The organism is Oceaniferula marina (assembly GCF_013391475.1).
Classification (GTDB): domain Bacteria; phylum Verrucomicrobiota; class Verrucomicrobiia; order Verrucomicrobiales; family Akkermansiaceae; genus Oceaniferula; species Oceaniferula marina.
Window position 1 is genome coordinate 1 of sequence record NZ_JACBAZ010000013.1, and the last position, 24,795, is coordinate 24,795.

The window sequence follows — 24,795 nt, forward strand, 5'->3', positions numbered from 1 at the left end:
CCACTACAATTACGGTTTGGGGCGCTTGACCACGATGGTAACTGCACCACAAAAGCATGAAGCTCTGATAGATGAATTCTTCAGGTGGCTAAAAAGCGACGAGCTTATTCAAGCTACCTGAATTTTTGTCGTGTAATGTGGTCTCGGTTGTTTTTCTGACTGACAAAAAAAACCGCCTACCCGGACAGGGTAGGCGGTAAGCTGACCACGGACAATCAGCCCGGGCAAATTATTGCTCAGGAAGGATCTGAGGTTTTGGTTGCCATCGGCAATTGCTGCCGGATGTTGGCAATGAACTCGTGCATGTGCGTGGCACTCACCAGATTATCATCCAGCGTCACCAGACCCTGATTCTCCAATTGTGCCAGTACTTCGTCGCGTTTTGCTGCCGTGTTAAAGCCCACGGACCGCTGCACATCGCGCCGGGAAACTGAGCCCCCATCTTCTCGCAATACTTTCAGAACCTTGCGTGCAGTCCTCAGAGAGCAGGATAGCTCGATACCATGTCCATGCCAGGCAAGGAACGCCAGACTCAGTGCCGTATTCCTCAGAACGGTGGTAAACAGGTTACGGGCCAGTGCCCGGGTATCGGGTGTAGACTCGCCGTTGGCTGGTCCTGAATACAAGACCAATGTCTCGCACGCAATTTGTAGTTGATGAACGGTTTCAAGAATGCAGAACCTGTAGTTTTGAGGTAAACGTGACAGGCGTTGAAATATCCAGTCACCATAATACGAACACCACTTGTCTTGAGGAACTAATGGAGCACTACAGGGTAACATGTTTGCAGTTGTGTCCAGTTTTAGTGCGAAGTAGCTCAATGCCGGATAGTTCGGAATATTGATGGGTTTGCTGGTTGTGTGGGGTAGAAAGAAGAGGGGGATGCCGAGTTCGAGAACGGCATCAACAAGCTCATGGTCGCACCGCTCGGCTTCCAGGGCCCCGTTTAGCGTCAGTGACTTTACCAGAAGATCAAGCTCAGTGCTTATGCCAGCTGGGCTCTTTAGTTTTTGAGGTTCATTGTGCAGGTCATGACGGAATGTTTCCCAGTCCGATTCCCCATTGAGTTTCAGGACAATGGAGTTCTTTTTGTCTGTGATAAGTCCCAGCTGGGGATGCCAAGCACGGGCGTAATCAGATACATTGCCCTGTCCAAAACCAACGACCCTCTCTTTATTGTAGATCTCAGGCCAGCAGGATTTGCAATGGGCCGAAGCCGGGTTTGCCCGGATCTGTTGCTCTGTGAGTGCTGCTTTGAGCATGGCATCCGGAGCTCGTTTCATTGCTTCGGTGTTCTGCTGTTCCTCGACTTTGCCTTCGTTGCAGAGTTTACGGACAGCTTTGAGGATGTGATCTTGTCCTTGCTCATTACTGGCATTGACCAGAATGATCGACGGGGTTTGTCGCATTACTCCACGAGATGCTAATTGCCAGAATGAAAGAGTGAGTGATGAGAGCATGGCTTCCCGGGTTTCAGGATCGTCGGAGCATTTGTCCATGAACTCGGTCAGTACCTTGTATACGGGTTCGGTAATCTGTTCGTGGACTGAGGGGGGGTGTGTCGTAGTCATATTTCTAAGGTCAGTGGTTGGGTTGTTGAGTTAGTTAGGGACCATTCCCCATCGATATCGGTGACCTTGCCTTCCTCCTCAAGCTCATGGAGTAGTTGACGGCATGTCTCTGCTGCAAGTCTGCTAAATCTTCGTGTGAGATCTCTCACCGTATGTGGACCGTCTTTGAGCTTTTGTTGGATTCTTTCTTTTAACTGGTCGTTGCGGGCTTCTCTCGCAGAGTAAGTCATGACGCTCCTGGCGTTCACCATTCTGTGGATAAGGAACCGTGCAAATGCCTCAATGCCAGACAGCGGGTTAGGATTGCCGGCAGCAGGTGTGTAGCGAGAAGTAAGCTCAAGAGCACCGAACACCAAGGTCGCTAGCAGGTTACGTGCATGGCCGCTGATACCGGGAAGTGAGCCTTCGATGCCCTTGAGAAATTCTACCCACCTGTGCTGCGCCGCTTTCATATCCAGCTCGTGGATGACCGGGTATTCTGATTTGTGGTTGAGGCGCTTACCGAATGCCCGGGACAGTGCGCTTTTAAATTTGTCAGCAACATTGCCAAGGGGGGATGCTGTGGGGTCATAGTTCGGTAGCTCGGGACCAGCATTGCCATCAACTAACCAGAGCATGTGTCCGAGCCATGTGGTGTGCTCATCGGCGTTCTTGGCCAGTGTGTGGAGCATGCCATCGGAGTCGGTGATGATCAGGTAGCCTTGCGCGGTTTTACCATTATCACCATCCGCAAGCCTGCCGCTCATGAGTCCAGTGCAGAGGTCTGACATGCGCTCGGTATTGGAAGTGTGATTGAGGCCATGCAGTGCCAGTGGGTGACTCAGGTGGGTTCCTTGAAGTAGGTTCGAGAGTTCGGCCGGGGTAGAGGCACTGACTACAATTTTTGGGCTACTGACAATTTCATCAATCGCAGGGTTTGGTGGGGATAGAGAAACGATTGCCCATTTGTCTACGATCGATGACATACCTCCATGCTCCTCCTTCAGCATAGATAACAGCATGTTTTCGGATTGATTGACTATGTTCTTCTCCGCGAACTTGATGAATTTTGGTCGGTCAGCCGTATCTTCACGAGCCTTTGTGGTTTTGACCCGTTCAAGTTGAGCGGTGATGTTGTTTTGGCAGAGTCGTAGTTCGGTGATTACGTCATCGGTAATCAGACTCGAACTCAGGGAACCGGATATAAGCAGGGAGTTGCCTGCCTTGATGAGCCTCCCGTCTGGGTTCAAAATACCGCTTCCGGGACGTGAGATGTTGGCGACGGTGAAGAGCATTGTAGCAAGCGTGTTGACACCGGCATTGATGTTGCCTTCGCCTAGTGAATGAATATCAAAGGTGCTGAAAAATGTGTTAAGTTGGTGGTGGTCGTCAGGAGTCATGAGGGGGGTGGATTATTTACTGACAGTTTAAAGGATGTGGAGATTGATGTACAGCGGAAATCACAAATTATTTTTTGAAGATCTGTCTGTGTGGATGTGGTGATTATCAGAGCGGTATAGGAATCATCGGCGGGCGCAGAGATCGGCAGTGAGAAGATGAATTGTAAGTCGATAGCAAGTTTTTGCTATTTGTCTCAGTTCTCCCGGATCTCATGTCTCAACCCTCCCCCTCTATAGAGAGGGGGAGGGGGTGAGTCATGGATCTATCCCCATGATTCAGTGAGTTTTGTAGGTGTAGAGGTGAGGATGTGATCGATCCTTTATGTTACAAGGGGTTTGTCATGACTCAATCACTGCTGAGTAGGCTTGAGCCATGTGAGTCATGGGAGCTAAAACCATGACTCATGACGGTTGAGTCATGGAGAGCCCTCTGAGACGGATTTTTGAGTTCATTTAGCGGGTATATCTATCCGATTGTTACTGCTGCCTCTGTTGTCGGCCACCTCCAGAAACTGCCATTTGTCACCGCACGCAACGCGCTTTTGCTTCCCCACCGACCCGTCAGTGGTTTTGTAGTCATCGGGCTTCTGCATCTTACGGCTAATGAAGTTCCGAGCAGTATCTTTTGTGGTGTTTTTTCCTAACGCATTAGCTTCGACAGCAGCCTTGTGCCAGTCGCTCATTGACGGTTGTCCGCCCATTATTCCATACGGCAGAGCGTGGGTGGGCTGGCCAGCGGGGGTCACTTTGTCGGTGGCGAGTTGCAGCAGGTTGTCGTTGCGCAACAAATCGTGGTCGTTTGATCCTCGTAGCCCTGGACCAGTGCCATCACCCGCTGCTTGACGAGGCTTTGGGCACTGTGGCGGACTTTGCCTGTCTCGCGAGGATCATCCAGAAGCTTGGCTGCCCTGGGAAGAACGTCGAGTCTCCTGTCCACTTCGCGTGGCAACAGCAGGCCTCCATCAGAACTAATGTCGCCGCCGTCGAAACGGGCTTCAACTTTACGGCTTTGACTGCTTGTAAAAGGCAGTTCTGTCTGATTACATTCTGTTGTTGAGCGATTGGTCATGTTTCAAGTGTTAAGCTACTTAAAACTAATGACTCCCGCGCTGATATGATGGGCTGTTACCTAGCCCGGCAGTGCGAGTGTCTGGCGCACTAGTTACCCACTATCCCGTCGCCACCACATTGAAGGCACTTTTGATTACCAAACCACCCGGAGCCATTGCAGCGACTGCACTTTACGCCGTGCCGTGCTTGGACTGTTGTCATATTGATCTGTGAGCTGACCGAGTGGTTTGAGCCTGTCCAGAGCAAGGTGATCACGATGGCTGGGATCGTTATTTTAAGTATCGTTTTCATAATCTGTATTGGCTGGGTTTCTTTGCTGTCCCATTGCTCTCCCTTATTACCGGGTAGGTTGGCTGGGGATACGTGCACCGTATTGGGCCGCGATCTGGGTAAGCTGATTATAGGTGGAATTGATTCGCTGAATAGCTGCATTTACCTGCGCGGCTGAATAGCCCACCCCCGAGTAGTTGCCTGTGAAACCTCCGTAGAATCCCTCCAGAAAAGTGTTAAGTGTTACGTTGGTGGCGAAGATCCAGGTTGCGGGCTGGGATTTGAGCCGGGGAGGCTTGTCGAAGATAGAGGCCCAACTGCGCAGGGTTAACGATGCTGAACTATTGGTACTGTCCCGGGCTCTGAAGTGTGAAGTGCAGGATTTGTATCCTGCGAGGGTGAGAGGATTACGGGATGTGCTCCGCCAAGGGAAAGGGTGATTGACGGTCAGTAATTGATACTGATACAAAAACACTACCAACAACAATATGTATAGAAGTAAAGCAAACCAATCATCGGAGACAACACGCAACTCTTCTGGTATTAAACTGAGTATGAGCACTCACAACAGCCAACGCAATTTAGAATACCTGCATAAGCTTCGTCTATTTGTGATGATGACTCAGCTACTTTTGATTTGGTTGAAGCTGACTAATATTTTCCCTGAGAGAAGATACCATTTAAAGGTGCTATTCGATAGGCGGTCAGCAATTCTAGCAGGCATTGGTGCTGATGACGTAAATCGTTGGCTGAATGATTGGCACAACCCGAGGAGTTCACGCTATGTCATGCGAGATGACTTTTAACACTGCCTACAAGGTAATAGACTTGGTGACAGAATGTTAAAGCTTTCTAGCAATAAATTATACTCATCTCACACTGGGAAAACCATAGAAGAATCACAGCATGATCAACTACCCGATCATAGACATCCAGTTTGAGGGCGGCGGTATTGGTAATACTGTTGCTGATATATAGATACTGCCCTGAAAATGTGTTTGCGTGGAAATATATAGAGGCTAAATGTAGTAGTAGATGGCAACGGTTTATCATGAAAACAGAGTGTGCCTTGAATGAGTCTCATTACGTCGCTAACGTACGCGGACTGTGAAATTGTAGGAGTAAATGAATGAGCTTGTTCCGCCGCATACGAAATAGATTACGTCGACAAAGTGTTGAGATGCCAACGGAAGATGCTTGTCAATGTTCTGTGGATACAGAGGGTTTTACGATCGATCTCATGTGGGATGATTTTGAACTTCGTACATGGCAATATGATCAGGTGAAGGACACACTGGGCAAGACGGATAAGCGCCTGCTCAATTGGATAGGCTCTATTGATCAGTCGGGTTATACTCGGGAAAAATGTTTATATGAGCTGATTACTGCATATGAACAGGGGGATGAGAACCGGATTCTTTTGCGATTGTCCGATTGGGTGTCTCAGGTTCGAGATATAGCTAGAGACTGGGTCATTGAAAATTTTCATCAGCTTCCATTGGAATCTATTTATTCGAACCAGCGTTTGATCCTTTATTTGTTCCGTAAAGAACGACTTCAGAGTGATCAAGGGGTAGCTGCGATCAGGAGGGACTTGAAAAAACGAATCCGCTTGTTAAAGCATTCACAGTATTTCGAATTTTCCCCTATGTTCAGGCGGTTTCTTTTTTCTCTATCAGGGAACACGGGAGGAAAACTGCGCCGTTGGGTGTTGGATGACCCTGAACCATTTAACCGGCTTCAGTTGCTGAATAATGTAGAGATTCCTTGTCTTACAGATGATGAGCAGGGGCGACTGGCTAGTGATCAATCCATTTTTGTGCGACGTCGCTATTTTTACAGCTTAGTGAGTGCCGGTATTAGACCAACACAAGGGCAGCTCGGTAGTTTGGCGATGGATAGGAACCAAAGTTTGCGCCTGTTCGGGCAATACTATCTCAATAAATTTTATCAAGCTGATGCATACTCGATATATAAGACTCAAGATGGGGAGGTATTTTATTTCATTGCAGACTATGCCCGAAGTGAGGATGCGGATCATTTCATAGAAGGTGTTCGGACTGGATCAAAATTGACCAAGCTTAACTGTCTGAGAGCATTGGCTTCTTGTGCTGAAGAGCGAGTCGGAGAATTGGATATACGATCACTGCTTACGGAGAATCGTAGGCTTAGGGCTGTGATCGTGCCTTTGCTACCTCGAATGATGTCAGTTGATCAGTTTGTTGAGCTGCGCGAGGTGTTTGAAAGTTCTTCGCCATATGGGAAGATTAGTTTTCTCCGAATTCTTGAAAAACAGTCGTTCTGGGCGTTTGTTGACGTGGGGCTGACAGAACTGCTGAATGATAAGTCGGAAGTTGTCAGAAATTTCATTGTGCAGAGTGTTTTAGGAAAGTCTGCTATCTATGAGTCGCTGTCAGCTAGCAGGAGACAGAGCATTCAACAAAAAATCCAAGCTCTGCGACACGAGGATTCCAACAATAATACTCGGTTAATGGATCTTATTGAGTTCTCCATGGAGGGGGAGTGAGCAATACATGATTGGTAGTTGCGGAGTTGCCAATGGAGATTGAATTGAGATAGCTATGGACGAGTCAGTTACTCTTCAGCGCGAAACACTCTATATAGAAATGTGGGGTGAACTGGTAACCGATCCGGCTGTTGCATATGGGATTTACGTCTTGTGGAAGTACTGGGAGGCATGCCGTTGGATTACAATCCCGGCACTCCGGACATGGCATTTTGCAATGTTTCATCACCGAGGTGTGTATAAAGGCTGTGGACGTCTTGTGATTTGTGTCCAATAATCTCCATGCGGATTTCCGGGGATACATTGGAGTCAGCAAGCCAACTGGTAAGTGTGTGGCGCAGGCTGTGGAAGCTGCGCTCATAACTGGAGCGTCCACCTGTTGTTGAGGCTTTGCCTCTGCTGACGTTGGCTTTATCCATAATTTCTGTGAATTGTATGGAGAGACCGTTTCGCCCTGGTCCTGATTGAACTGCAAGTTCCGGAAAAACTGGAGCGGTGTTGTCTATGGGGGTAGGTCTGCTACTAAGGAAGGATGCTAGGGATGGATGAAGGGGGATGCGAACGATTGTCCTTTTGCGTTTTGTCTTGCTAGGCATGGTCACAATCTCACCTTTTTTGAGGTTGACGGCATCCCATGGCAATTGTGCGCAGTCGGTGAGACGTAAGCCAGTGAAAGCTCCCATGAGAATCAAACCTCGCCAGTCATCTGAGGGGGCATGATTAATGAGAGATTTGACTTCTTGAAGAGTAAATGGTTTGCGTGTGATACTGTCCTCTTGGGGTAGGGCTTTTAGTGCAGCGACAGGGTTGAAGTTGGTAATCCCTTGTTTCATGGCTTCGATGTAGATGGATGAAACCGTTTTCATTTTCTGTGTAGCCGTATTTACACTCGCTTTTCGCTTACCTCCGGCCCCGTCCAGAAACCATTGTCTTAGTTTTCGCATGTCTGCTGTGGTGAGGCTTTGAAGTGTATTATCAGCGCGTGGACCAAGCCATTTGAGAAACTGTTTTGTGTATGTGTTATAGGCCCGTACGGTGGCTATAGATACACCTTCTTGTCTGGCTAGCCATTCACTCACCCATTCTTTGATGGTGTAGGTCTGCAGGTCTTCACCAGTAGCAATTTTGATGATTTCTGCGATATATGCACTACCTTTTGTTGAGTTGAGTATGCCTCTTTCAGCATCTTCCGTTGCTCGGGTAATGACAGAGAGGATTCGGCGGCTTTTTTCTTCTCCTGCACCAGCTTCAGCTTGAGCCGTTTTTTCCATGGCGACAGCCACATGCATAGCTTCCCTCCGGCTCGTCTTGCGAGTGGTCCGTGAGATAAGTTTGTTTTCTCCGTCTTCCTGAAGCACTCGGAAGGCGGCGTGCCAGTAGCGGGATCCCTTCTTTTTACTTAGCGTTGGCATGATAGGGCTGGTAACATACTGGTAACAAAATGCAACGTTTATGTTGTTTATAGTGCCCGCAATCCTTGTAGTTACGTTCTATATTGTTCATTTTGTTCAAGGGATGGCTTCGCGGGTTCGATTCCCGCTCCCGCCTCCATTGTTTTTTAATTCAGACTGCACCTACAAGGGGTGCTTTTTTTGTGCCCGGTGAGAGCAGCCTGGAATGGTGGCGGCAGCTGGATGAGAACCTCCGGAGCGAGCACAGCGAGCGGAGACCCACGGGTTCGAGCGCACCATGCCCGCGCATCGCGGGTTTCCCACCTACCGGAAATCCGGAGGAGGATTTCCGCAGATCCGCACAGCCCGAGCGGAGCGGAGGCTGCCGTGATGCTGGCATCCGCCAAGCTAAAGCACATCTCTGGATAGATAGAGAGGCAATGCTGCTGGTGAAAAAATCGTTTTCAAGAACGACCGGAAAGATCCAAATTCCTGCTAAGTGTGCGTGTGCAGGAAAATCCAGCTAGTCGGGCTGCTTCACGAATGGTGAGTTCTGGATTTTCTTTCAACAGACGTGCTGCAATCAGGGTGCGCTCCTCTCGTAAGTAATCAGCAGGTGTATTTCCCAGTTCTTGACGAAACAGGTTATAGAGTGTGCGGTGTGATATGCCTGCAGCATCAGCGGCCTGTTCGAGAGATATCGGCTGGCGGATGTTGGTCTTTATAAAATGAATGACCTGCTTGAGACGAGGGTCGTGAACGACAGTGGCATCGCTGCTTTCCCGTGCTACCAATTCTCCTACGGGGATATTGCTGCTGGTTGCAATGCTGGATCGCTTGATCATAAGCTGGTTGAGCAAGGCCGCGGCTTGGTTGGATACTTCTTCGCTTCTGAGGTTGATACTAGTGATCGGGGTTTGTGCACACTCGCAAACGGCACGGTCGTTTCCAAGGCCTATGACGGCAAAGTCATCCGGTATTTTTTTGCCGGATTCTAATGCAATCTCAATCAGATCGGATGCTGTTAGGTCGTCGAGTGCGAGAATCCCGGTTTGCGGCGGGAGTTGATCCAGTTGTTTAGTGAGATAGGGTTGTTGCGTGGACCATGATGGGTTGGCGGCATTTGTCCTTTTACTTTTTAATGGATGAAAGCTGAATCCGGCTTGTTGGATCGTGTCTTTGAATCCGGCTTGGCGTAAGTCGGAGACGGCCCCCTTGCTGGGAGAGTAATAGGAGAAGTTTTTATATCCGCGGCTGATCAAGTGCTTTGCAGCCAAGCTGCCTGCGGCGTAGTTGTCCGGACTGACAACTGGTATGTTCAGACCTTTTGGAAGATTAGAATTTAAGGCAACCACCGGACAGTGTTTTGAATATTTCATCACAAAGTCATCGAGTTTGGGTCGTATGCCTTTTGAATAGATAATTCCATCGCCGTCCCAGCGTTCGGGAACGGATCCTGTGTAATAAGCTCGGAGTTCGAGGTGCCAGTTATATTCGAGAGCTTTTGAGGTGATCGCATCAAAACATTCCGGGTCGTTCCATCCCAGGATGATCATGACATTGAATTTTTTATGTGCGAGCATACAAGGAATACTTGCAGGGGTGCAGAAATTGTCAACCCGTTGTAAGAAACGGCGTATGCGGGGTTGGGCTTATTGTTGACTATTGCTGTTCCTTAGTCCGTCATCAACCTGATCTTGCGTTGGTGTGATCAGGTTTTTCTTTTTCTCGGTTTTTCTTTTTCAAAGTCGACCACTCTTTGCAAAGCATCGAGGTGCCCCTTAAGGCATTCTATTATTTTTCTCTTTTCGGGGGCGTTCTTCTGCTTGCAGCTTTCATGATGGCTGCGGTGTCATCGGGTACTTCGTATAGTTTACGCATCTCATCCAGTTTCATATGGAGATGTTTGCGGGTAGCTGAAAACTCAGGATTCTCATATTCATTTTTCAATTCTTCTGCATCATTTTCTAAATCGTAGAGCTCCCAATGTTCGCGCGTTTTGTCAAAGAATCGAATGAGCTTATACCGGTCTGTTCGTACACCGTAATGGGAGGGGAGGCTCCATTTCTTGCCGTAGTATTGGTAATAGAGAGCATCGCGCCATTTTGATGTTGCTTGCTCCCCCTTAAGCAGTGGCAGCAGCGAGCGGCCCTGCATATAATCAGGAGTATCTACACCAGCTATATCCAGAAAGGTCTGCGCAAAATCAAGATTCTGTGTGAGGTGTGTGTCCACAGAGCCTGGTTTGACTACTCCTGGCCATCTTACGATCAAGGGCATACGCATAGAGGTTTCATACATATAGCGTTTATCATACCACCCGTAGTCTCCCACAAAGAATCCTTGATCAGACGAATAAATGACAATCGTATTCTTGTTCAATCCGCTACGGTCAAGATAGTCCAGCAGGCGTCCTATGGAATCGTCCAGTGATGATACCGTAAGATAATAATTGCGCGCCAGCCTTTGAAAACGCCAGCGAATGTCTTCTTTTTTGCTCAATGTTTTTGTTTTACGCTTCTTGAAATAGGCTTGATTTTCTTCATCGTAGATGGATTTCCATTGCTTTATTTCAGCTTGATTTAATCCGCCAGGTGGTTTGATCATCAGGTGGCCCTTGTCCCATGTTTTGCTCAGGGTGTGCGCAGACACTTTGGATGGAGATCCCTTGCCTCTGCCCTCAAACGTTTCCCACATGGTAGCCGGCTCTGGGATAAGCAAATCCTTATAGGCATTACCATACTTATCCATGTTCGGTAGCCAGTCTCCGTGCGGTGCTTTATGATGAGAAAAGAGAATGAATGGTTTTGATTTATCACGTCTTTCCAGCCAATCGATACTCAGATCCGTTATGACATCTGAGGCATAGCCCTGTGGCGTGTAATCTTTGCGTCCGCCACTACGTTTCATGTGTGGATTGTAGTAGGTTCCTTGTCCCGCACTTGCGGTCATGATTTCCCATTCATCGAAGCCCGTGGGAGGACTGATTAGGTGCCATTTACCAAAAAGTGCTGTTTGATAGCCTCCTTTCTGCATCAATTCCTGAACATTGCCTCGGGCTGGATCGAACACATAATGTGGAGCTAGCTGCAAGACTCCATTCTTGTGACTGTGCTGTCCACTTAGAACCGTCGCCCGACTTGGTGTGCAAATCGAATTTGCGCAGAATGTCCGATCAAAGCGCATGCCCTCTTTTGCCAGACGGTCGATGTGAGGTGTTTTCCATCGACCTTCCCCGTAGGCGCCAATGGCGCCAATGGCGTGGTCATCCGAGAAGATAAAAATGATGTTAGGTTTTTTTGTTGCAGCGCCTATGGCCCCAAGCTGTAGGGATATAGCCATGATGACTATGAGAGTGGCCACACTTCTCAATGATTTTTGATATAACTTTTTTTTCATCTGTCCGGTTTGTTTTTATGTACGGGTAGGCTAGGCTTACTTGTCAGTGTTGCAGGAATTGTCAGGGTTGCAAGAATTGTCATGCTGTTGCAAGGAATGCTTGTGTGCAAGAGCTTGGATTGTTTTAGGGTTTTAGACATGCATAGGCTACAAACGGGCACCATCCTGACCCTTATTATAGGCGCCTTATTGTGGGTGGTTGCGTCTGCCCCTCTGTATGGATCTGAAGTGTTAGACGTTGTCGGGAAGTATGAATCCGTATGGACCAGTCCGCCGACAAGGACCCCGGCGAACTTCGCGGTCGATGGCCCTTTGCTGGGCAATGGCGATATGCTCGCGGCGATCTCGGGGCCGCCCCAGGCAGTGGTTTTTCACCTCGGCAAGAACGACTTTTGGCGACTGCAACAGGGAAATGGAAACGCCGCGCCCCAACCGGTCGGCACGTTCACGCTGAGCACAGCCGATCTTGTGGGTGCCTCTTACCAGGTGAACCAGTCACTGGTTGATGCCACTACGCGCCTGAACTTTGACCGCGGTGACGGAGTGCTGCGGATGGAAAGCCGAGTCCTGGCACAGGAGAATCTACTGTTGATCGGACTCACTGCCGAGCAACGCTCATTCGAAGTGGTGTGCGGTTTGACCGCCCACAGTGGTCGCGGATCGGTTTCCGCCAGTGGAGATTCAGGCGGCGTGTTGTGGATTGAACGCGCCTTTGGGGCTGATGTGGTGGATATCCCGACCAAGGTGGCCTGCGCCATGACAACTCTCGGCGGTAGCACCTCGGGCCAGGTTGCCCTAACCATCGCCGCTGGCGAAACTGTCTGGGTCGCGGTGTCCATGGACAGTCTGTTCAAGAGCACCACCCCGCGGGATGACGTCATCGTCCGCTGTGCGGGTTTGCTTGAATCCGACATCCCGGGGCTCATCGCCGCACATGCCGCATGGTGGGCCGGATACTGGGACAAGGCCTGGATCGAGATCGGCGATCCGGAAATTGAGCTTGCCTATTACCGGAGCTACTACGGGATGGGCAGTTGCTCGCGCGACCCGGAGTTTCCGCCGGCCATCTTCGGCTGGACCACCACCAACAACCCGAGGTGGAACGGTGATTACCACACCAACTATAACTTTCAGACGCCTTTCTACGCGCTGGCCTCGGGCAATCGCCTTGAACAGCTTACGCCTCACGATGCCCCTGTGTTCGATTTTATGAGTCGAGCCCAAGGGTATGCGACCGACATTTTCGGCTCTGGCACGGATCCCTGGGGCGTCATCTTCGGAGTGGGCATCGGCCCCAAGGGCATTGACACCACCTACAACCATGGCTCCTTTTCGTTTCCGAACAAAGAGCAGGGTGTGCTGACCTTCGGTCAGCGTTCCGACGCAGCCCTCTGCTTAGTGAACATGGCCGACCGTTGGCGCCGCAGCTACGATCCAGCCTATGGTGAGAAAGTCTATCCCTTTGCCAAAGAGGTTGCCGCCTTCTGGGAAAACTACCTCGTTTGGGACGCCGCCAACTCGCGCTATGTCATCAACAACGACTCGGTCCACGAGGGCAGCGGAGCGGATTTCAACTCGATCCTGAGCCTCGGCCTGATCCGTAACACCTTCGATTTCGTTCTCGACCTCAGCAACGAGCTCGACCGCGACGCCGACAAGCGGGCTGCCTGGCAGGATATCCTCGAAAAGATTTCGGGCTACACCACCCATTTCAAAAAAGCCCCCGACGGGAGTTCCTTGGAAGTCTTCCGCTACAGCGAGGTAGGTACCAGTTGGTGGAGTAGTAACACGCTTGGTATCAAACCCATCTTCCCCGCCGGGTCGATCAACTATGAAAGTGATCCGAATCTTGTCCAGTACGCGCGCAATACCATCGAGGTGATGCAGCGTTGGAATGATTCCAACGGCAGCAACAGTTTTTTTCCCGCCGCAGTGCAGATTGGCTACGAGCCGCGCGTCATCCTCAATCAACTCGGCACTTACGTGCGTAACATGTACCCGAACGGGTTTTTGGTGAACAACCCGCACGGGATCGAAAACTTCTCCACTGTGCCGAGCACCATTAATGAGATGCTTTGCATGAGCCGCGTGGCGGTTGGCTATAGCGGCCCTACGGGACCGTTCCCCGCAAGGGATGAGTCGATCCTCCGCCTCTTCCCGGTCTGGCCGCGCGAGCGCGATGCCCGTTTCACCCGGCTGCGCGCCTGGGGAGGATTTCTCGTTTCTTCCTCGCTGTGGGCTGGCGAGGTACAGTTCGTTGAGTTGACCAGCGAACAGGGGCGTGATTGCATCATCCGCAACCCGTGGCCTGGACAAGCCGCGCGCCTTTACCGGAACGGCGAAACGGCGGAAGTCGTAAGCGGCGCCACCTTTAGCTTTGCGACCTCACCCGATGAGACGATCCGCCTCTTTCCGGGTGAGCATGCACTCTCCGAAGAGGCGCAGAACCGGCTCATGCGTTCACCGTCCTCGATTTCCGGAACGCCAGTGGGCGGGCAAAACCTGTCCTTTGAATCCGGTATCACCGGTTGGACCGTCAACGGTGGCACCTCTACCTTCGACGATCTAGCAGCCTGGACATCCTCCCCGCTGCCCGACGGATCGCATGCCCGCGGCATCCGTGCCAATGACCCGGGAGATCCAATCAGCATCAGCCAGGACTTCGGGCCGGCCGCTACAGGCACCTACCTCGTTTCCTTCCACGTCGCTGACCGGATCAATGAGAAGTGGCTCAACTACCGGGTCGAACTGCTCGCAGGTGATCAGGTGTTGTTCGATCGCGATTCGGCCACCGACCCGTCGCTGCGACCACCGAATGGATCAACCAGCCACCTTGGCGCATGGGGCCAGGGGGGAACGGAAGGCAGCTGGCACAAACTCCGGCTTCAGGCCGAAGTGCCCGTCTCGCTCGCAGGTCAGACTTTGACCTTGCGTTTCACCAGTAGCACCCAGTCAACCGGTGATGATGGCAACCACCACGACTTTGCGCTCGATCATGTAGCTTTAAATTTTGTTAGCGACAGCTGGCCACTAAAGGCCTACATTCAAAAAAGGAATACACTTGCCGACGGCAGCACCGAGATCACCCTCAACTGGCTAAGCTCTGCTGACTGGACTTACCGGGTTGAAAGTTCTTCGGATTTGCAACCACTCTGGAATGAGGTGCTATCCGGTATTGAGGCGACACCACCCGTGAATTCGATAACGATGACTGTGCCGCCCGGAAAGTCTCGCTTATTTTTCCGTGTGATGGGGTGGTGAGGATACGTTGCGAATCTTTGCAAGAATTGTCATGCTGTTGCAAGGAATGGGTCTTTGAGGCGCCTTTTTATTGGGTAATATGATTACAACTAGATACTTGAAAACTTGGCTGCACAGCAGTGGCTGATCTAGGTGAAACCAACAAAACAACCAACGAGAAACTAACACGATGAACATAAAATCAATAACACTACTAATAGCCATGTCATTTGGCGCAGCTGCAATCGGGCAAGCCGCCACGGTGGCCTTGGGAGAAAACACGAACATGGTGTTTGCTGACGGTGATAACGCGAGCGGAGATGCTGTTTACAACGACGGAAACCCCTATACTTGGAGTATCACTGGTAACGTGAACGTGGGCGATGGTGTTGGCACCAACGCCGGTCGTATTTTTGTGGGCACCAATAGCGGAGCCAAGATTGGGGATCTCACTCTGCACGGAACCAGCGGTGCAGGTGACACATTGTTGCTCAATGGCTATCACAGTGCCGACCGGGTCCTGGGACGATTGGGGCACAATACTGGTGGCGAGTCGGCGACGATCTCCATCACAGGCGGCCTGGCGGTGACGATGGGTGGGCGCAACCTCAAGATTGCTCAGGGAACCAACACCTTTCAAGTGTTGGACGGAAGCCTCGATTATGCAACGAACACGGGTTTCGGATTCCTGAAAAATGACGGAGGCGGAAGTGTAGGACACGTAGTTGGTGCCAGTGGCTCCATCATCATCGATGCTGTAATCACCGACGCCGCAGGATTTACCGCATGGGCAGATGCCAACGGTCTGGATGCCACCGGTAAAATAGGAACGGTAACTGCGGACAGTGGTCTTACTCTGGCATTTGCAAACGACGGTACCAATACGACGATCACGGCAATTCCTGAGCCTTCGTCCGCCGCTCTTCTGGGGCTGGGTGGACTCACGTTGATTCTTCGCCGCCGCATGTAGAAACACTTTATAATCCTGTATCTTGAAGCTGACCTCACGCTGATGAGGTCAGCTTCTTCTTTGCCTAAAATGTCCACCCTTTGCATAGTTTAGTCGTTTATAGGGAAGACGTTTGTGAGTATGTTTTAAACATGAATTTTCCATCATCTTTGTTGTGTTTCCTCTTGGGGAGCAGTGTTCTGTCGATGTCGTGTGCCTTTGGTGCTGAAGACGTAGGTTATTTGCCTGATGCGACATTAAAATTTGTCAAGGTGCCGACCCTCACTCCCGCTGCACAGGCTGTGGACGGTCCTTTACTGGGGAACGGCGATATGAAGGTCGCGATCGGGGGGGCTCCCGAACGTCAGCAATTTCACTTGGGCAAAAACGATTTGTGGAGACTTCAGCATGGTTACAGCAACTCGAGCCCTGTGACATTCGGTGAACTGGTTCTCGATATCCCCGCACTCAAGGGAGCGGAGTACCAGCTTAATATGCCACTCGGAGATCCTAGGGCAGAAGCTACATTTCGCCTTGGTAACTTGACGGTAAGCCAGCAAAGCCGGGTGATTGCTGATCGAAATTTATTGTGGATTCGTCTTGAGGCGAAGGGTGGGGAAGTCGAGGTCAAGCCGCAGCTTAAGGTGCAGCAAGGTCGAGGTTCGGTATCCACGGTCGAAAATCGAGATGGCATGTTTGTTGCGGCCCGGTCGTTTCCTTCCAATGTGGTTGATATGGCTTCGGGAGCCGCCGTGGCGATGAAGGTGCTTGGTTCAGAGATCGGGGAGAATCATGCAGGAGTGAAAAAAGAGGCAGCAAAGACGCAAGCATTTCGGGTGGCCATTGGACACGAGCAAATGCAAGGGGGGCGCTGGGGATTTCATGGAGCCATCGATGAGTTGGCAATCTATGATTTTGCGTTACAGGAAGCGGACATCTCAGGTGTGATGTCGGGTTCTTTGGACAAGAAACCATTGCAGCAGTGGAAATTTGAAAAGCCGTTACCGCAATCTCATGGAGTCACTTTGGTTCAGGGGAAGAGCGGGAAAGCGTTGAAACTCAATGGAGAGAAAAAGAACCGGGTGGACGTCGGTGCGCTTGATCTCCCAGTAGGGGATATCAGTGTAGCCTCGTGGATCTACATTGATCAGGCAGCATCTGATGCCAATTATATTCTTAGTTGCGGAGAGTGGAGCAAGGGAGTGAGTATGGGACTATCCGCAGGAAAACTACGCTTTGCTGTTGGAGGTAAATATGTGGAAACGAAGCCTTTGCCTAAAAAAACATGGCTTCATGTGGCTGGAGTTCTCGATGGCTCTTCTCTGGTGATTTACGTTAATGGCAAGGAAGCGGCACGTAAGCTGGGTGGCGCCGAGCACTGGGTGCAGGGGCATTTTAAACTCATCCCAGGGAAGCCTGTTGATATCTTGTTAGCGATGGATAGTTTGTTTGATGCCCCGGATTATAAGCAACGTGTGGTAAAAAATGTAGCTGCGTTGAAAAAAGCGGAACTTCGTGCCATTGAGCAAGGACATCGTGAGTGGTGGGCTGGTTATTGGCAGCGTTCTTGGATCGAGTTGGATGATCCCGTGCTTGAGTTGGGCTATTATCGGAGTTTGTATGGGATAGGAGCATGCAGCCGTAATCCTAGGTTTCCCGCTGCGATTTTTGGTTGGGATACCTCAGATCAACCTCGATGGCATGGTGATTATCATTTGAATTACAATCATTACGCTCCGTTTTACGCCATGTATGGAGCGAATCGAATGGAACAAGGGGATCCTCAGGATACTCCTATGTTAGAGTTTTTGAAACGCGGGCAGTGGTATGCAAAAAACGTGACCAAGACACGGGGTGTCTTATTTCCCGTCGGCATTGGTCCATGTGGTATTGAGACGACAAAGGGGAGCCCTAAATATGCCAAAGGTCCGAATGCGGAACTGGGTGGGTTGTTTTTTCAACAGCGTTCGAATTCAGCGTATGCCTTGGTGAACATAGCACAGCGTTGGCGTAGTTCTTATGATGTAGAGTATGCCAAAAAAGTATACCCTTTGGTTCGTGAGGTGGCATTGTTTTGGGAAGACTATTTGGTTTATGAAAAGGGACGTTATGTGATTGTTGGAGATGCCATTCACGAAGGGTCGGGACAAAATTTGAACCCCATCCTTTCGCTCGGGATGGTGCGAAATGCGATGGACCTCGCACTTGATATGAGTGCTGCTCTCAAGGTCGATTTGGATAAGAAGGAAAAATGGCAGCATATGATGAGTCATTTGAGTCATTGGAGCACGCAGGAGAAAAATGGCAAAACGGTGTTTCGCTATACTGAAAAAGGGACTGCTTGGTGGAGAAATAATACACTGGGGATTCAACATATTTATCCCGCAAACTGCATTGGTCTCGATAGTGATGATAAGTGGTTAGAAGTGGCTCATAATACTATTGATATCATGAGTCGTTGGATAGATCACAACGGATCCAATAGTTTTTTTCCTGCTGCCGTGCGAGTGGGCTATGATCCCGATGTGATTCTTGATCAATTGCGCAAATACACGAAAAATACTTACGCGAACGGATTTCAGCGTGGCAACCCCCATGGAATTGAGAATTTTTCAACGGTCCCGAATACGATCAACGAAATGCTGTGTATGTCTCACGTTCCGATCGGGGATGTAAAACGCAATGAGTCCGTGATCCGGGTTTTTCCTGTCTGGCCGAAAGATAAAGATGTCCGCTTTCATACTATCCGGACGTGGGGGGCTTTTTTGGTTTCCAGCGAGCTCAAAGAGGGGGAGGTGAGCTATGTTGAGGTGACCAGTGAACAAGGACGTGACTGCACGTTGATCAATCCATGGCCGGGAAGTAAGGTTCAACTTAAAGGGGCTCAACGAAGTGAGACCTTGAAAGGTGATCGTTTTACCATCAAAACAACGAAGGGTGAGACCGTTCGTTTCACCCGGCAACCATAGTCCTATTGATGGAGCTGACCGCACTCATTCGTTATGACAATCATTGATTTCTTGGTTCTGGGTCTCTATTTTGCGGTGACCTTAGGGGCCGGCTTGTGGTTTGCCCGGGAATCATCCAGCGGATTAAGATCTTATTTTTTAGGAGATAATCGGCAGAAATGGTGGATGCTTGCTTGTTCGGGATCATCGACGAATTACTCGGTTGATGGGACGGTTTGGATGATTTCGATGTTGATGGTGCTTGGAATGAAATCGTGGTGGACCACGATGATTTGGTGGATGCCGTCATCGATTGTGTTGATGTCGTTTACGGCGATCTGGATTCGCCGAACCGGTGTGATGACGGCGGCTGAGTTGAATGTGGTGCGTTTTGGAAAAGGAACCGGGGCGAAGGCTGCAAGAACCGGGTTTGCCTTGATGATTACGGTTTTTAGTATCGCCCAGCTCTGTATGGCCTATGTGGTGATTCATAAATTCGCGACAATTTTTGAGTTTCCCGGGCATGCTAGTGCCTTGACGATTGTCGGTGTGACAGGGGTCTATGTCATGATCGGCGGGTTCCGGGGAGTTATTGTTACCGACTTCATTCAGAATGTCCTGCTGGTGGTTGTTTCTGTGATGATTGGAGTGATCTGCATGATGCATTACTCGGCTGATGAAGTGCATCAAGCGGTAGCCAGTGGCTCAGGAGCTACCGAGGTAACAACAGAATATTGGAAGTCGCTTCGTTATGACGCGACTCCTCAGCTTGGGGCATTTGAGTCGTCTGAGGTTTACAATGGCTGGAAAGATTTTGGTGGCGCAGCCTTGGCATGGTCGCTGGTTGGATTGATTGGTTGTTTTGGCGGTGCCGGTGGTCGATATGGTGAGCAGCGATATTTGGCGGCACGGAATGCCAAACAAGCCGCCTGGCAGGCTGGGCTATGGTCGGTTCTTGCTATTCCTCGCTGGATCGTGATCGCCGGATTGGCCTATTTGGGATTAACCTTGTTTAGGGATTCGGCCTTGCTTGATCCAGATAGCGTCTACCCTCTTTTTGTGAAATCCAGCCTATTGATTCCTGGGATCAAAGGGCTGGTGATTGCCACCTTGGCCGCCGCTTTTATGAGCACGTTTAGTTCGGAAGTGAATGCAACGGCCTCGATGATGGTGCGTGATATCTGGCAGCCTTTAACATCGAAGGGTGATGGTGATGAGGGGCAGTCGATGGTGGTGTCGTATATGACGTCGGGCATCCTTGTCGGTGGCTGTATGATTTGCGGGTATTTTTTCGCTGAGAACAGCTCGCTGAATGCCATTTGGACATGGATGTTAGGAGGGCTGTTGGCCTGTTATGTGATCCCCTTGGCCTTGCGTTGGTATTGGGGGCGCATGAATGGTTGGGGGTTTGCGATAGGAAGTGTGTCCGGGTTGATCCCCGCCTTGATGCTGTTGTATAAAAAATTTGCCAGCGCGGATGCGATGGTGCAATCCATCCCCGATGACATGTTTACCTACGGGATTTTGGCGATATCCCTAGTTACCTGTGTTTTGGCATCCTTATTGACCAAGCCTGTGGAACCTGAATGCATCGATACCTTTTACTGTCGAGTCAGACCCTTTGGTTTGTGGAAGGAAATCCGGTTGCGCGCCATGTCCTCTGGACAGCCTGTCAATGAGCCGATTCCATTTGGCCGTGCGATGTTGAACCTCGTTGTCGGCTGTGTGGCTATTTATAGCCTTTATATGGCACCCGTCTATTTTCTGGGGAAATGGTATTTAGAATCCGCGGTTTGTTTTGCGGTGTTTTCCGTGATGAGTTTCACGCTTTACCACACCTGGTTGAAAAAATTACCTGAACAATAAGAATTTATTATGTCACAGCTCGAAGAAATACTCGTTATTCATCATAGTCATCTCGACTTAGGCTATACGCATAGCCAACCTATCGTAGAACAACTGCACCTTGAGTTTATTGATCAGGCGTTGGACCTGTTGGACGGCTCGGATGGGTGGCCTGAGATTTCAGCTCCGAAGTGGACTTGTGAGGTGACTTGGCCGGTACTGGACTGGTTGAGTCAGGCGAGTGACGAGCAAATTGATCGGTTCCGAAATTATTACCTCAGTGGTAGGATTGATGTATGTGCGCTTCCGTTTGGGATGACTCCATTGCTTGGGGAGGGGTTACTTCCTGAACTGATGAAGCCTTTGCAGGTTTTGAAAGACAAGTTAGGTGTGGTTCCTACAACGGCATTGCAGCATGACGTCAATGGCATGCCATGGCCGGTAGCGGATTTGTTGCTGGATTCTGGAGTGGAAGCCTTTTTTATGGGGATTAACGCGCATTGTGGAGGGGCTCCGATGCCGCGCCCGGGGATCTTTGATTGGGAATCTCCGAGTGGGAGAAAACTAACGGTCTTCAACGGATTGCACTACAGTATGTTTGATCAGTTTGCCAAGGTGGATGAAAATAACCCAGAAACATTCAAGGCTGGTATTGAGGATTTGCAGCAGTTTTTAAAAACTCAGAACTATGATTACCCCTTTGTCTGGATTTCCGCAACCAATCCACCTGAAGCATGGGATAATTCGCCACCTAACCCAGAGCTAGCTCAACAAATTCAACAGTGGAATGACGCTGGAGGACAACCCCGCATTCGTTTTGCAACGCCAACGGATGTTTTGGATCGATTCAATGCTCTGCCATCTCACGAGCTTGAAGTGAAACGGGGAGATTGGACGGATTATTGGAATTTTGGTTGTGGTTCGACGGCCGCAGATACTGCACTTCATAAGCAGGCGACAGAGAGCCTGGCTCTTGCCGATGGTCTGCGTCAGCAAGGTTATGAGTGTCAGAATCTTGACACCATGAGACAGGAGGCGGTTGAGCATCTCTTGCGATACAATGAACACACCTGGGGGTCGGACCACTCGGTGATGAATCCGAGCGCGCACGTGCGATCTCAGTTGATCCTCAAGCAGCGACACGCCAGTGAGGCTATTGAACGCGCTTCGTTTTTACTTTTTGATGCCTTGGAATCTTTAGCAAAAAACCCGCTTCAAAGCCGTGGAGCTATGGAAGGCGTTCTTGTCTATAACCCATCATCGGAGGCTTTCGATGGGCCGATTACTATTCCTCAATCATGGCATGAAGATCGCAAGCGACTTCGCTGTGAGCGTTTTGCTTATCGGGCGCGCTTTGCCAAAGGATCTGACGATTCCTATGTGGGGCCGGTCCATCTTGAACCGGGTGAATGGAAACGTTTGCCATTGAGTGGTTTGAGTCCGTATCAGCCATCCTCTTTAGTGAGTCATGGTGTGATGGATGAGCCAGAAGAAAATGTTCGTCCTGAAACCATTCTCAATGAAGACCGTAGTGAGGCTGTGGCTTATATTGAGAGCCCGTTTCATCGGATTGAGTATCATTCCAGCACCGGTCGTTTATTGAGTGTTATGGATAAACTGAGTCAGTGGCAACTGCTGGCAGATCATTCGACCTTAGGATTTTTTGAGTTTGTTCACGAACGCCCCGATGCCCGGTTTGATGATCGTCATGAAGCCTATTATAAACGGGATATTGAAGACGAACGCTATTTCCGTTCATGTTGGCGTCCCGACTGGAAGGTGATCAGAGAAACGCCGGAGCGTGTGCTGTCGCATCGAGTTGAAGAACAGGGTGGCAGTGTCACTTTGGTTCAATGTTTACAGGCACGGGGGACTGAGATGCTGGAACAACGGGTCACCTTGCATAGTCACACAGCCCGGATTGATTTGGAGATAGAGATGGTGAAATCGGATTGCCATACTCCAGAGTCGATTTATTTTGCTTTCCCTGTTTGCCTTGATACCGGTTGGAAAGGATACTTCGATACTGTGGGGCAAGGTGTAGAATTGGATGCGGATCAATTGGAAGGAAGTTCGCGTGGTTGGGTGACGACTGATCGTTATGCTGCAATTTGTGACCAACAGCACGGGTTAGCGTTGTTCACTCCGGATGCTCCGATGGTGCAGTTTGGGGATTTTAACTTTGGCCGTGATATTCGAGAAAATTGCAGAGAAGCCAATCCGCTTCTGTTAGCCTGGCCGATCAATAACTATTGGAATACCAATTTTCCAGCCTCACAGCCGGGCCGGGTGAGTTTCCGGTATTCGCTACGAAGCTTTAAAGCTCAAGAATTGGAAAAACTTCCAAACTGGGCTTCGGAAGTCAGTTCCCCGCTTCAGGTGCATCCATTGGTGAGTTGCGCTGGTTCAGACCAGCCACGATAGATTGAGAAAGAGCACGATGGATTATTCTATGAAATCGAATTATGACAAACAGCCGTATGTAGAAGTTCCCAGTGGGGCCGGTCGTTGCGTGTCAGGATGGGCAGCTGTTTGTGCGAAGCTGGAAACCGTTGTCGCTGACCGCAGAGCGATACGTACGGTGATGACAGTGGAATGTTATACTGGCGTATTAGAGGACGAGATTGTGGTGGCCATGCAATCGTTGGGGGCGATAAAGATCGTTCGCAGCGCAGAGGCGTTTCTTTCCAAGGGAGAAATTGATGCCAAAGTGGCACCCTTGAATGGTGGAGATGACCCTGTTTTTGGATGCATGAACCATTTGCAAATGGGCGACTTGATGGATCCGCGAAAGATTGACCAGCTGGCAGAGGAAATCGAGCAGGCCGAGAGCTGTCTGGTTGTTGTGCTTGGCAGCGGCGCGAGCCTGATTCATCCAGGGGACATTCTGGTCTATGCTGATCTCGCCCGTTGGGAGGCTCAGTTGCGTATGCGCCGTGATGAGATCTCCAATCTCGGCATCGACAATCACGATTTAAAATGGAGTTTACAGTATAAGCGTGCCTATTTCACGGACTGGAGGGTTTGCGACCGATTGAAGCGTGATCTGATGGCGCGCTGGGATTTCGTGCTCGATACCAACCAGCCAGATGAGCCTCGTATGGCAGATGGCGAAGCGGTGCGAGAAGGTTTGAAAGAAGCAACACGCCGGCCGTTCCGCGTGGTGCCGTTTTTTGATCCTGCCCCTTGGGGCGGTCAGTGGATTAAGGAGGCTTGCGACATGGATCGAAGCGCTAAGAATTATGGCTGGGGTTTTGACTGTGTGCCGGAGGAAAACTCACTGCTGTTGAAGTTTGGAGAAACGCTCATGGAGCTGCCCTCGATCGATGTGGTCTTTCAGGAACCTAGGGCATTGCTGGGTGACAAGGTTTACGCACGCTTTGGGGATGAGTTTCCGATCCGTTTTGATTTCCTTGATACCATCGAAGGGGGTAATCTCTCTTTCCAGGTCCACCCATTGGCTGAATATATTCAGCATCACTTCGGGATGAACTACACGCAGGATGAGTCTTACTATTACCTCGATGCCGCTGAAGATGCCACCATGTATCTTGGCACCAAGGCAGGCATCGATCCTGAGGCGATGATGGAAGATCTCCGCTCTGCTCAGCGCGGTGAAAAACACTTTGACGATAGCGCATACGTTAATTGTTTGCCTGCCAAGAAACACGACCATTTTCTCATTCCTGCTGGCACGGTGCACTGTGGCGGTGGGGGCGGTATGGTGCTCGAAATATCAGCCACACCGTATATTTTCACTTTTAAAATGTGGGATTGGGGGCGGCTTGGTCTCGATGGGCTGCCACGCCCGATTAATGTCGAGCGCGGCGGGGAAAATATCGTTTGGGAGCGAGATGAACAGTGGGTCAAAGAAAATCTGGTCAACCAGGTTGAGCCGTTGGACAGTGGTGAAGGTTGGCGCGAGGAGCGCACTGGACTGCACGAGCTTGAGTTTATCGAAACGCGGCGTCATTGGTTCACAGATACAGTGCCCCATGATACCCAAGGTGGGGTGAACGTTCTCAATTTAGTCGAAGGACGCGAAGTCATTGTCGAAAGTCCGACCGATGCGTTTGAACCTTTTGTGGTGCACTATGCCGAGACCTTTATCGTGCCCGCAGCCGTGGGTGCCTACACGATCCGCCCTCACGGTGAGTCAGTCGGTGAAGAGTGTGCCACTTTGAAAGCCTACGTTAGAACCTGAT

15 protein-coding genes are annotated in these 24,795 nt (G+C 50.2%); 8 read left to right on the plus strand and 7 right to left on the minus strand.

What is annotated here, in order from left to right; all coding sequences use genetic code 11:
- Nucleotides 1–236 precede the first annotated feature (236 nt).
- The 4 genes from HW115_RS17860 to HW115_RS20350 all read right to left on the minus strand — a co-directional run bounded on the left by HW115_RS17860 (nucleotide 237) and on the right by HW115_RS20350 (nucleotide 4,019).
- Nucleotides 237–1,571 carry a hypothetical protein gene (locus tag HW115_RS17860; protein WP_178934630.1) on the minus strand — a complete coding sequence of 445 codons (1,335 nt, stop codon included), beginning with the start codon at nucleotides 1,569–1,571 and terminating at the stop codon, nucleotides 237–239.
- Complete coding sequence (locus tag HW115_RS17865; RefSeq protein WP_178934632.1) at nucleotides 1,568–2,950, minus strand: hypothetical protein; 1,383 nt, start codon at nucleotides 2,948–2,950, stop codon at nucleotides 1,568–1,570. The genes HW115_RS17860 and HW115_RS17865 overlap by 4 nt, the downstream gene beginning before the upstream one ends.
- A 449-nt stretch (nucleotides 2,951–3,399) precedes the next feature.
- Entirely contained in the window at nucleotides 3,400–3,738 is a 339-nt protein-coding gene (locus tag HW115_RS17870; protein WP_178934628.1) for a hypothetical protein, read from the minus strand.
- A complete protein-coding gene (locus tag HW115_RS20350; RefSeq protein ID WP_178934634.1) occupies nucleotides 3,693–4,019 on the minus strand; it encodes a transposase in 327 nt (108 codons plus the stop codon). The genes HW115_RS17870 and HW115_RS20350 overlap by 46 nt, the downstream gene beginning before the upstream one ends.
- Nucleotides 4,020–5,471: 1,452 nt before the next feature.
- Here HW115_RS20350 and HW115_RS17880 point away from each other — a divergent pair.
- The gene (locus HW115_RS17880) at nucleotides 5,472–6,818 is read left to right on the plus strand and encodes a hypothetical protein (protein WP_178934636.1); all 1,347 of its coding nucleotides are present in this window, start codon (nucleotides 5,472–5,474) and stop codon (nucleotides 6,816–6,818) included.
- A gap of 182 nt (nucleotides 6,819–7,000) precedes the next feature.
- On the opposite strand, the gene HW115_RS17885 is transcribed toward HW115_RS17880, so the two are convergent.
- The gene (locus HW115_RS17885; protein ID WP_178934638.1) at nucleotides 7,001–8,089 is read right to left on the minus strand and encodes a tyrosine-type recombinase/integrase; all 1,089 of its coding nucleotides are present in this window, start codon (nucleotides 8,087–8,089) and stop codon (nucleotides 7,001–7,003) included.
- Between the two features lie 363 nt (nucleotides 8,090–8,452).
- Between HW115_RS17885 and HW115_RS19850 the strand changes: the two genes are divergently transcribed.
- Nucleotides 8,453–8,638, plus strand: a complete 186-nt coding sequence (locus HW115_RS19850; RefSeq protein WP_227021644.1) for a hypothetical protein — start codon at nucleotides 8,453–8,455, stop codon at nucleotides 8,636–8,638.
- A gap of 35 nt (nucleotides 8,639–8,673) precedes the next feature.
- Here HW115_RS19850 and HW115_RS17890 read toward each other — a convergent pair whose 3' ends face one another.
- Both HW115_RS17890 and HW115_RS17895 read right to left on the minus strand, forming a co-directional pair.
- Nucleotides 8,674–9,792 (minus strand): substrate-binding domain-containing protein, encoded by a 1,119-nt coding sequence (locus HW115_RS17890; protein WP_178934640.1) that lies wholly within the window; start codon nucleotides 9,790–9,792, stop codon nucleotides 8,674–8,676.
- A gap of 211 nt (nucleotides 9,793–10,003) precedes the next feature.
- Nucleotides 10,004–11,608 carry a sulfatase family protein gene (locus tag HW115_RS17895; protein ID WP_178934642.1) on the minus strand — a complete coding sequence of 535 codons (1,605 nt, stop codon included), beginning with the start codon at nucleotides 11,606–11,608 and terminating at the stop codon, nucleotides 10,004–10,006.
- A gap of 138 nt (nucleotides 11,609–11,746) precedes the next feature.
- Between HW115_RS17895 and HW115_RS17900 the strand changes: the two genes are divergently transcribed.
- The 6 genes from HW115_RS17900 (at nucleotide 11,747) to HW115_RS17925 (ending at nucleotide 24,794) form a co-directional block, all read left to right on the plus strand.
- On the plus strand, nucleotides 11,747–14,869 hold the full coding sequence (locus tag HW115_RS17900) for a glycosyl hydrolase family 95 catalytic domain-containing protein (protein WP_178934644.1): 3,123 nt from the start codon (nucleotides 11,747–11,749) through the stop codon (nucleotides 14,867–14,869).
- Between the two features lie 202 nt (nucleotides 14,870–15,071).
- A complete protein-coding gene (locus tag HW115_RS17905; RefSeq protein WP_227021645.1) occupies nucleotides 15,072–15,818 on the plus strand; it encodes a PEP-CTERM sorting domain-containing protein in 747 nt (248 codons plus the stop codon).
- A 131-nt stretch (nucleotides 15,819–15,949) separates the two neighbouring features.
- On the plus strand, nucleotides 15,950–18,766 hold the full coding sequence (locus HW115_RS17910; protein WP_178934648.1) for a LamG domain-containing protein: 2,817 nt from the start codon (nucleotides 15,950–15,952) through the stop codon (nucleotides 18,764–18,766).
- Between the two features lie 33 nt (nucleotides 18,767–18,799).
- A complete protein-coding gene (locus tag HW115_RS17915; protein WP_178934650.1) occupies nucleotides 18,800–20,611 on the plus strand; it encodes a sodium:solute symporter family transporter in 1,812 nt (603 codons plus the stop codon).
- Nucleotides 20,612–20,620: 9 nt separating this feature from the next.
- The gene (locus HW115_RS17920) at nucleotides 20,621–23,014 is read left to right on the plus strand and encodes a glycoside hydrolase family 38 N-terminal domain-containing protein (RefSeq protein WP_178934652.1); all 2,394 of its coding nucleotides are present in this window, start codon (nucleotides 20,621–20,623) and stop codon (nucleotides 23,012–23,014) included.
- A gap of 16 nt (nucleotides 23,015–23,030) precedes the next feature.
- Nucleotides 23,031–24,794 (plus strand): class I mannose-6-phosphate isomerase, encoded by a 1,764-nt coding sequence (locus tag HW115_RS17925; protein WP_227021646.1) that lies wholly within the window; start codon nucleotides 23,031–23,033, stop codon nucleotides 24,792–24,794.
- Nucleotide 24,795 lies beyond the last annotated feature (1 nt).

What these genes read in the sequence shown, in the direction of transcription:
- HW115_RS17860 (WP_178934630.1), bottom strand. Translation starts at nt 1,571, where the DNA reads ATGACTACGACACACCCCCCCTCAGTCCACGAACAGATTACCGAACCC.
- HW115_RS17865 (WP_178934632.1), bottom strand. Translation starts at nt 2,950, where the DNA reads ATGACTCCTGACGACCACCACCAACTTAACACATTTTTCAGCACCTTT.
- HW115_RS20350 (WP_178934634.1), bottom strand. Translation starts at nt 4,019, where the DNA reads ATGACCAATCGCTCAACAACAGAATGTAATCAGACAGAACTGCCTTTT.
- HW115_RS17880 (WP_178934636.1), top strand. Translation starts at nt 5,472, where the DNA reads ATGCCAACGGAAGATGCTTGTCAATGTTCTGTGGATACAGAGGGTTTT.
- HW115_RS17885 (WP_178934638.1), bottom strand. Translation starts at nt 8,089, where the DNA reads ATGGAAAAAACGGCTCAAGCTGAAGCTGGTGCAGGAGAAGAAAAAAGC.
- HW115_RS19850 (WP_227021644.1), top strand. Translation starts at nt 8,453, where the DNA reads ATGAGAACCTCCGGAGCGAGCACAGCGAGCGGAGACCCACGGGTTCGA.
- HW115_RS17890 (WP_178934640.1), bottom strand. Translation starts at nt 9,792, where the DNA reads ATGCTCGCACATAAAAAATTCAATGTCATGATCATCCTGGGATGGAAC.
- HW115_RS17895 (WP_178934642.1), bottom strand. Translation starts at nt 11,608, where the DNA reads ATGAAAAAAAAGTTATATCAAAAATCATTGAGAAGTGTGGCCACTCTC.
- HW115_RS17900 (WP_178934644.1), top strand. Translation starts at nt 11,747, where the DNA reads ATGCATAGGCTACAAACGGGCACCATCCTGACCCTTATTATAGGCGCC.
- HW115_RS17905 (WP_227021645.1), top strand. Translation starts at nt 15,072, where the DNA reads ATGTCATTTGGCGCAGCTGCAATCGGGCAAGCCGCCACGGTGGCCTTG.
- HW115_RS17910 (WP_178934648.1), top strand. Translation starts at nt 15,950, where the DNA reads ATGAATTTTCCATCATCTTTGTTGTGTTTCCTCTTGGGGAGCAGTGTT.
- HW115_RS17915 (WP_178934650.1), top strand. Translation starts at nt 18,800, where the DNA reads ATGACAATCATTGATTTCTTGGTTCTGGGTCTCTATTTTGCGGTGACC.
- HW115_RS17920 (WP_178934652.1), top strand. Translation starts at nt 20,621, where the DNA reads ATGTCACAGCTCGAAGAAATACTCGTTATTCATCATAGTCATCTCGAC.
- HW115_RS17925 (WP_227021646.1), top strand. Translation starts at nt 23,031, where the DNA reads ATGGATTATTCTATGAAATCGAATTATGACAAACAGCCGTATGTAGAA.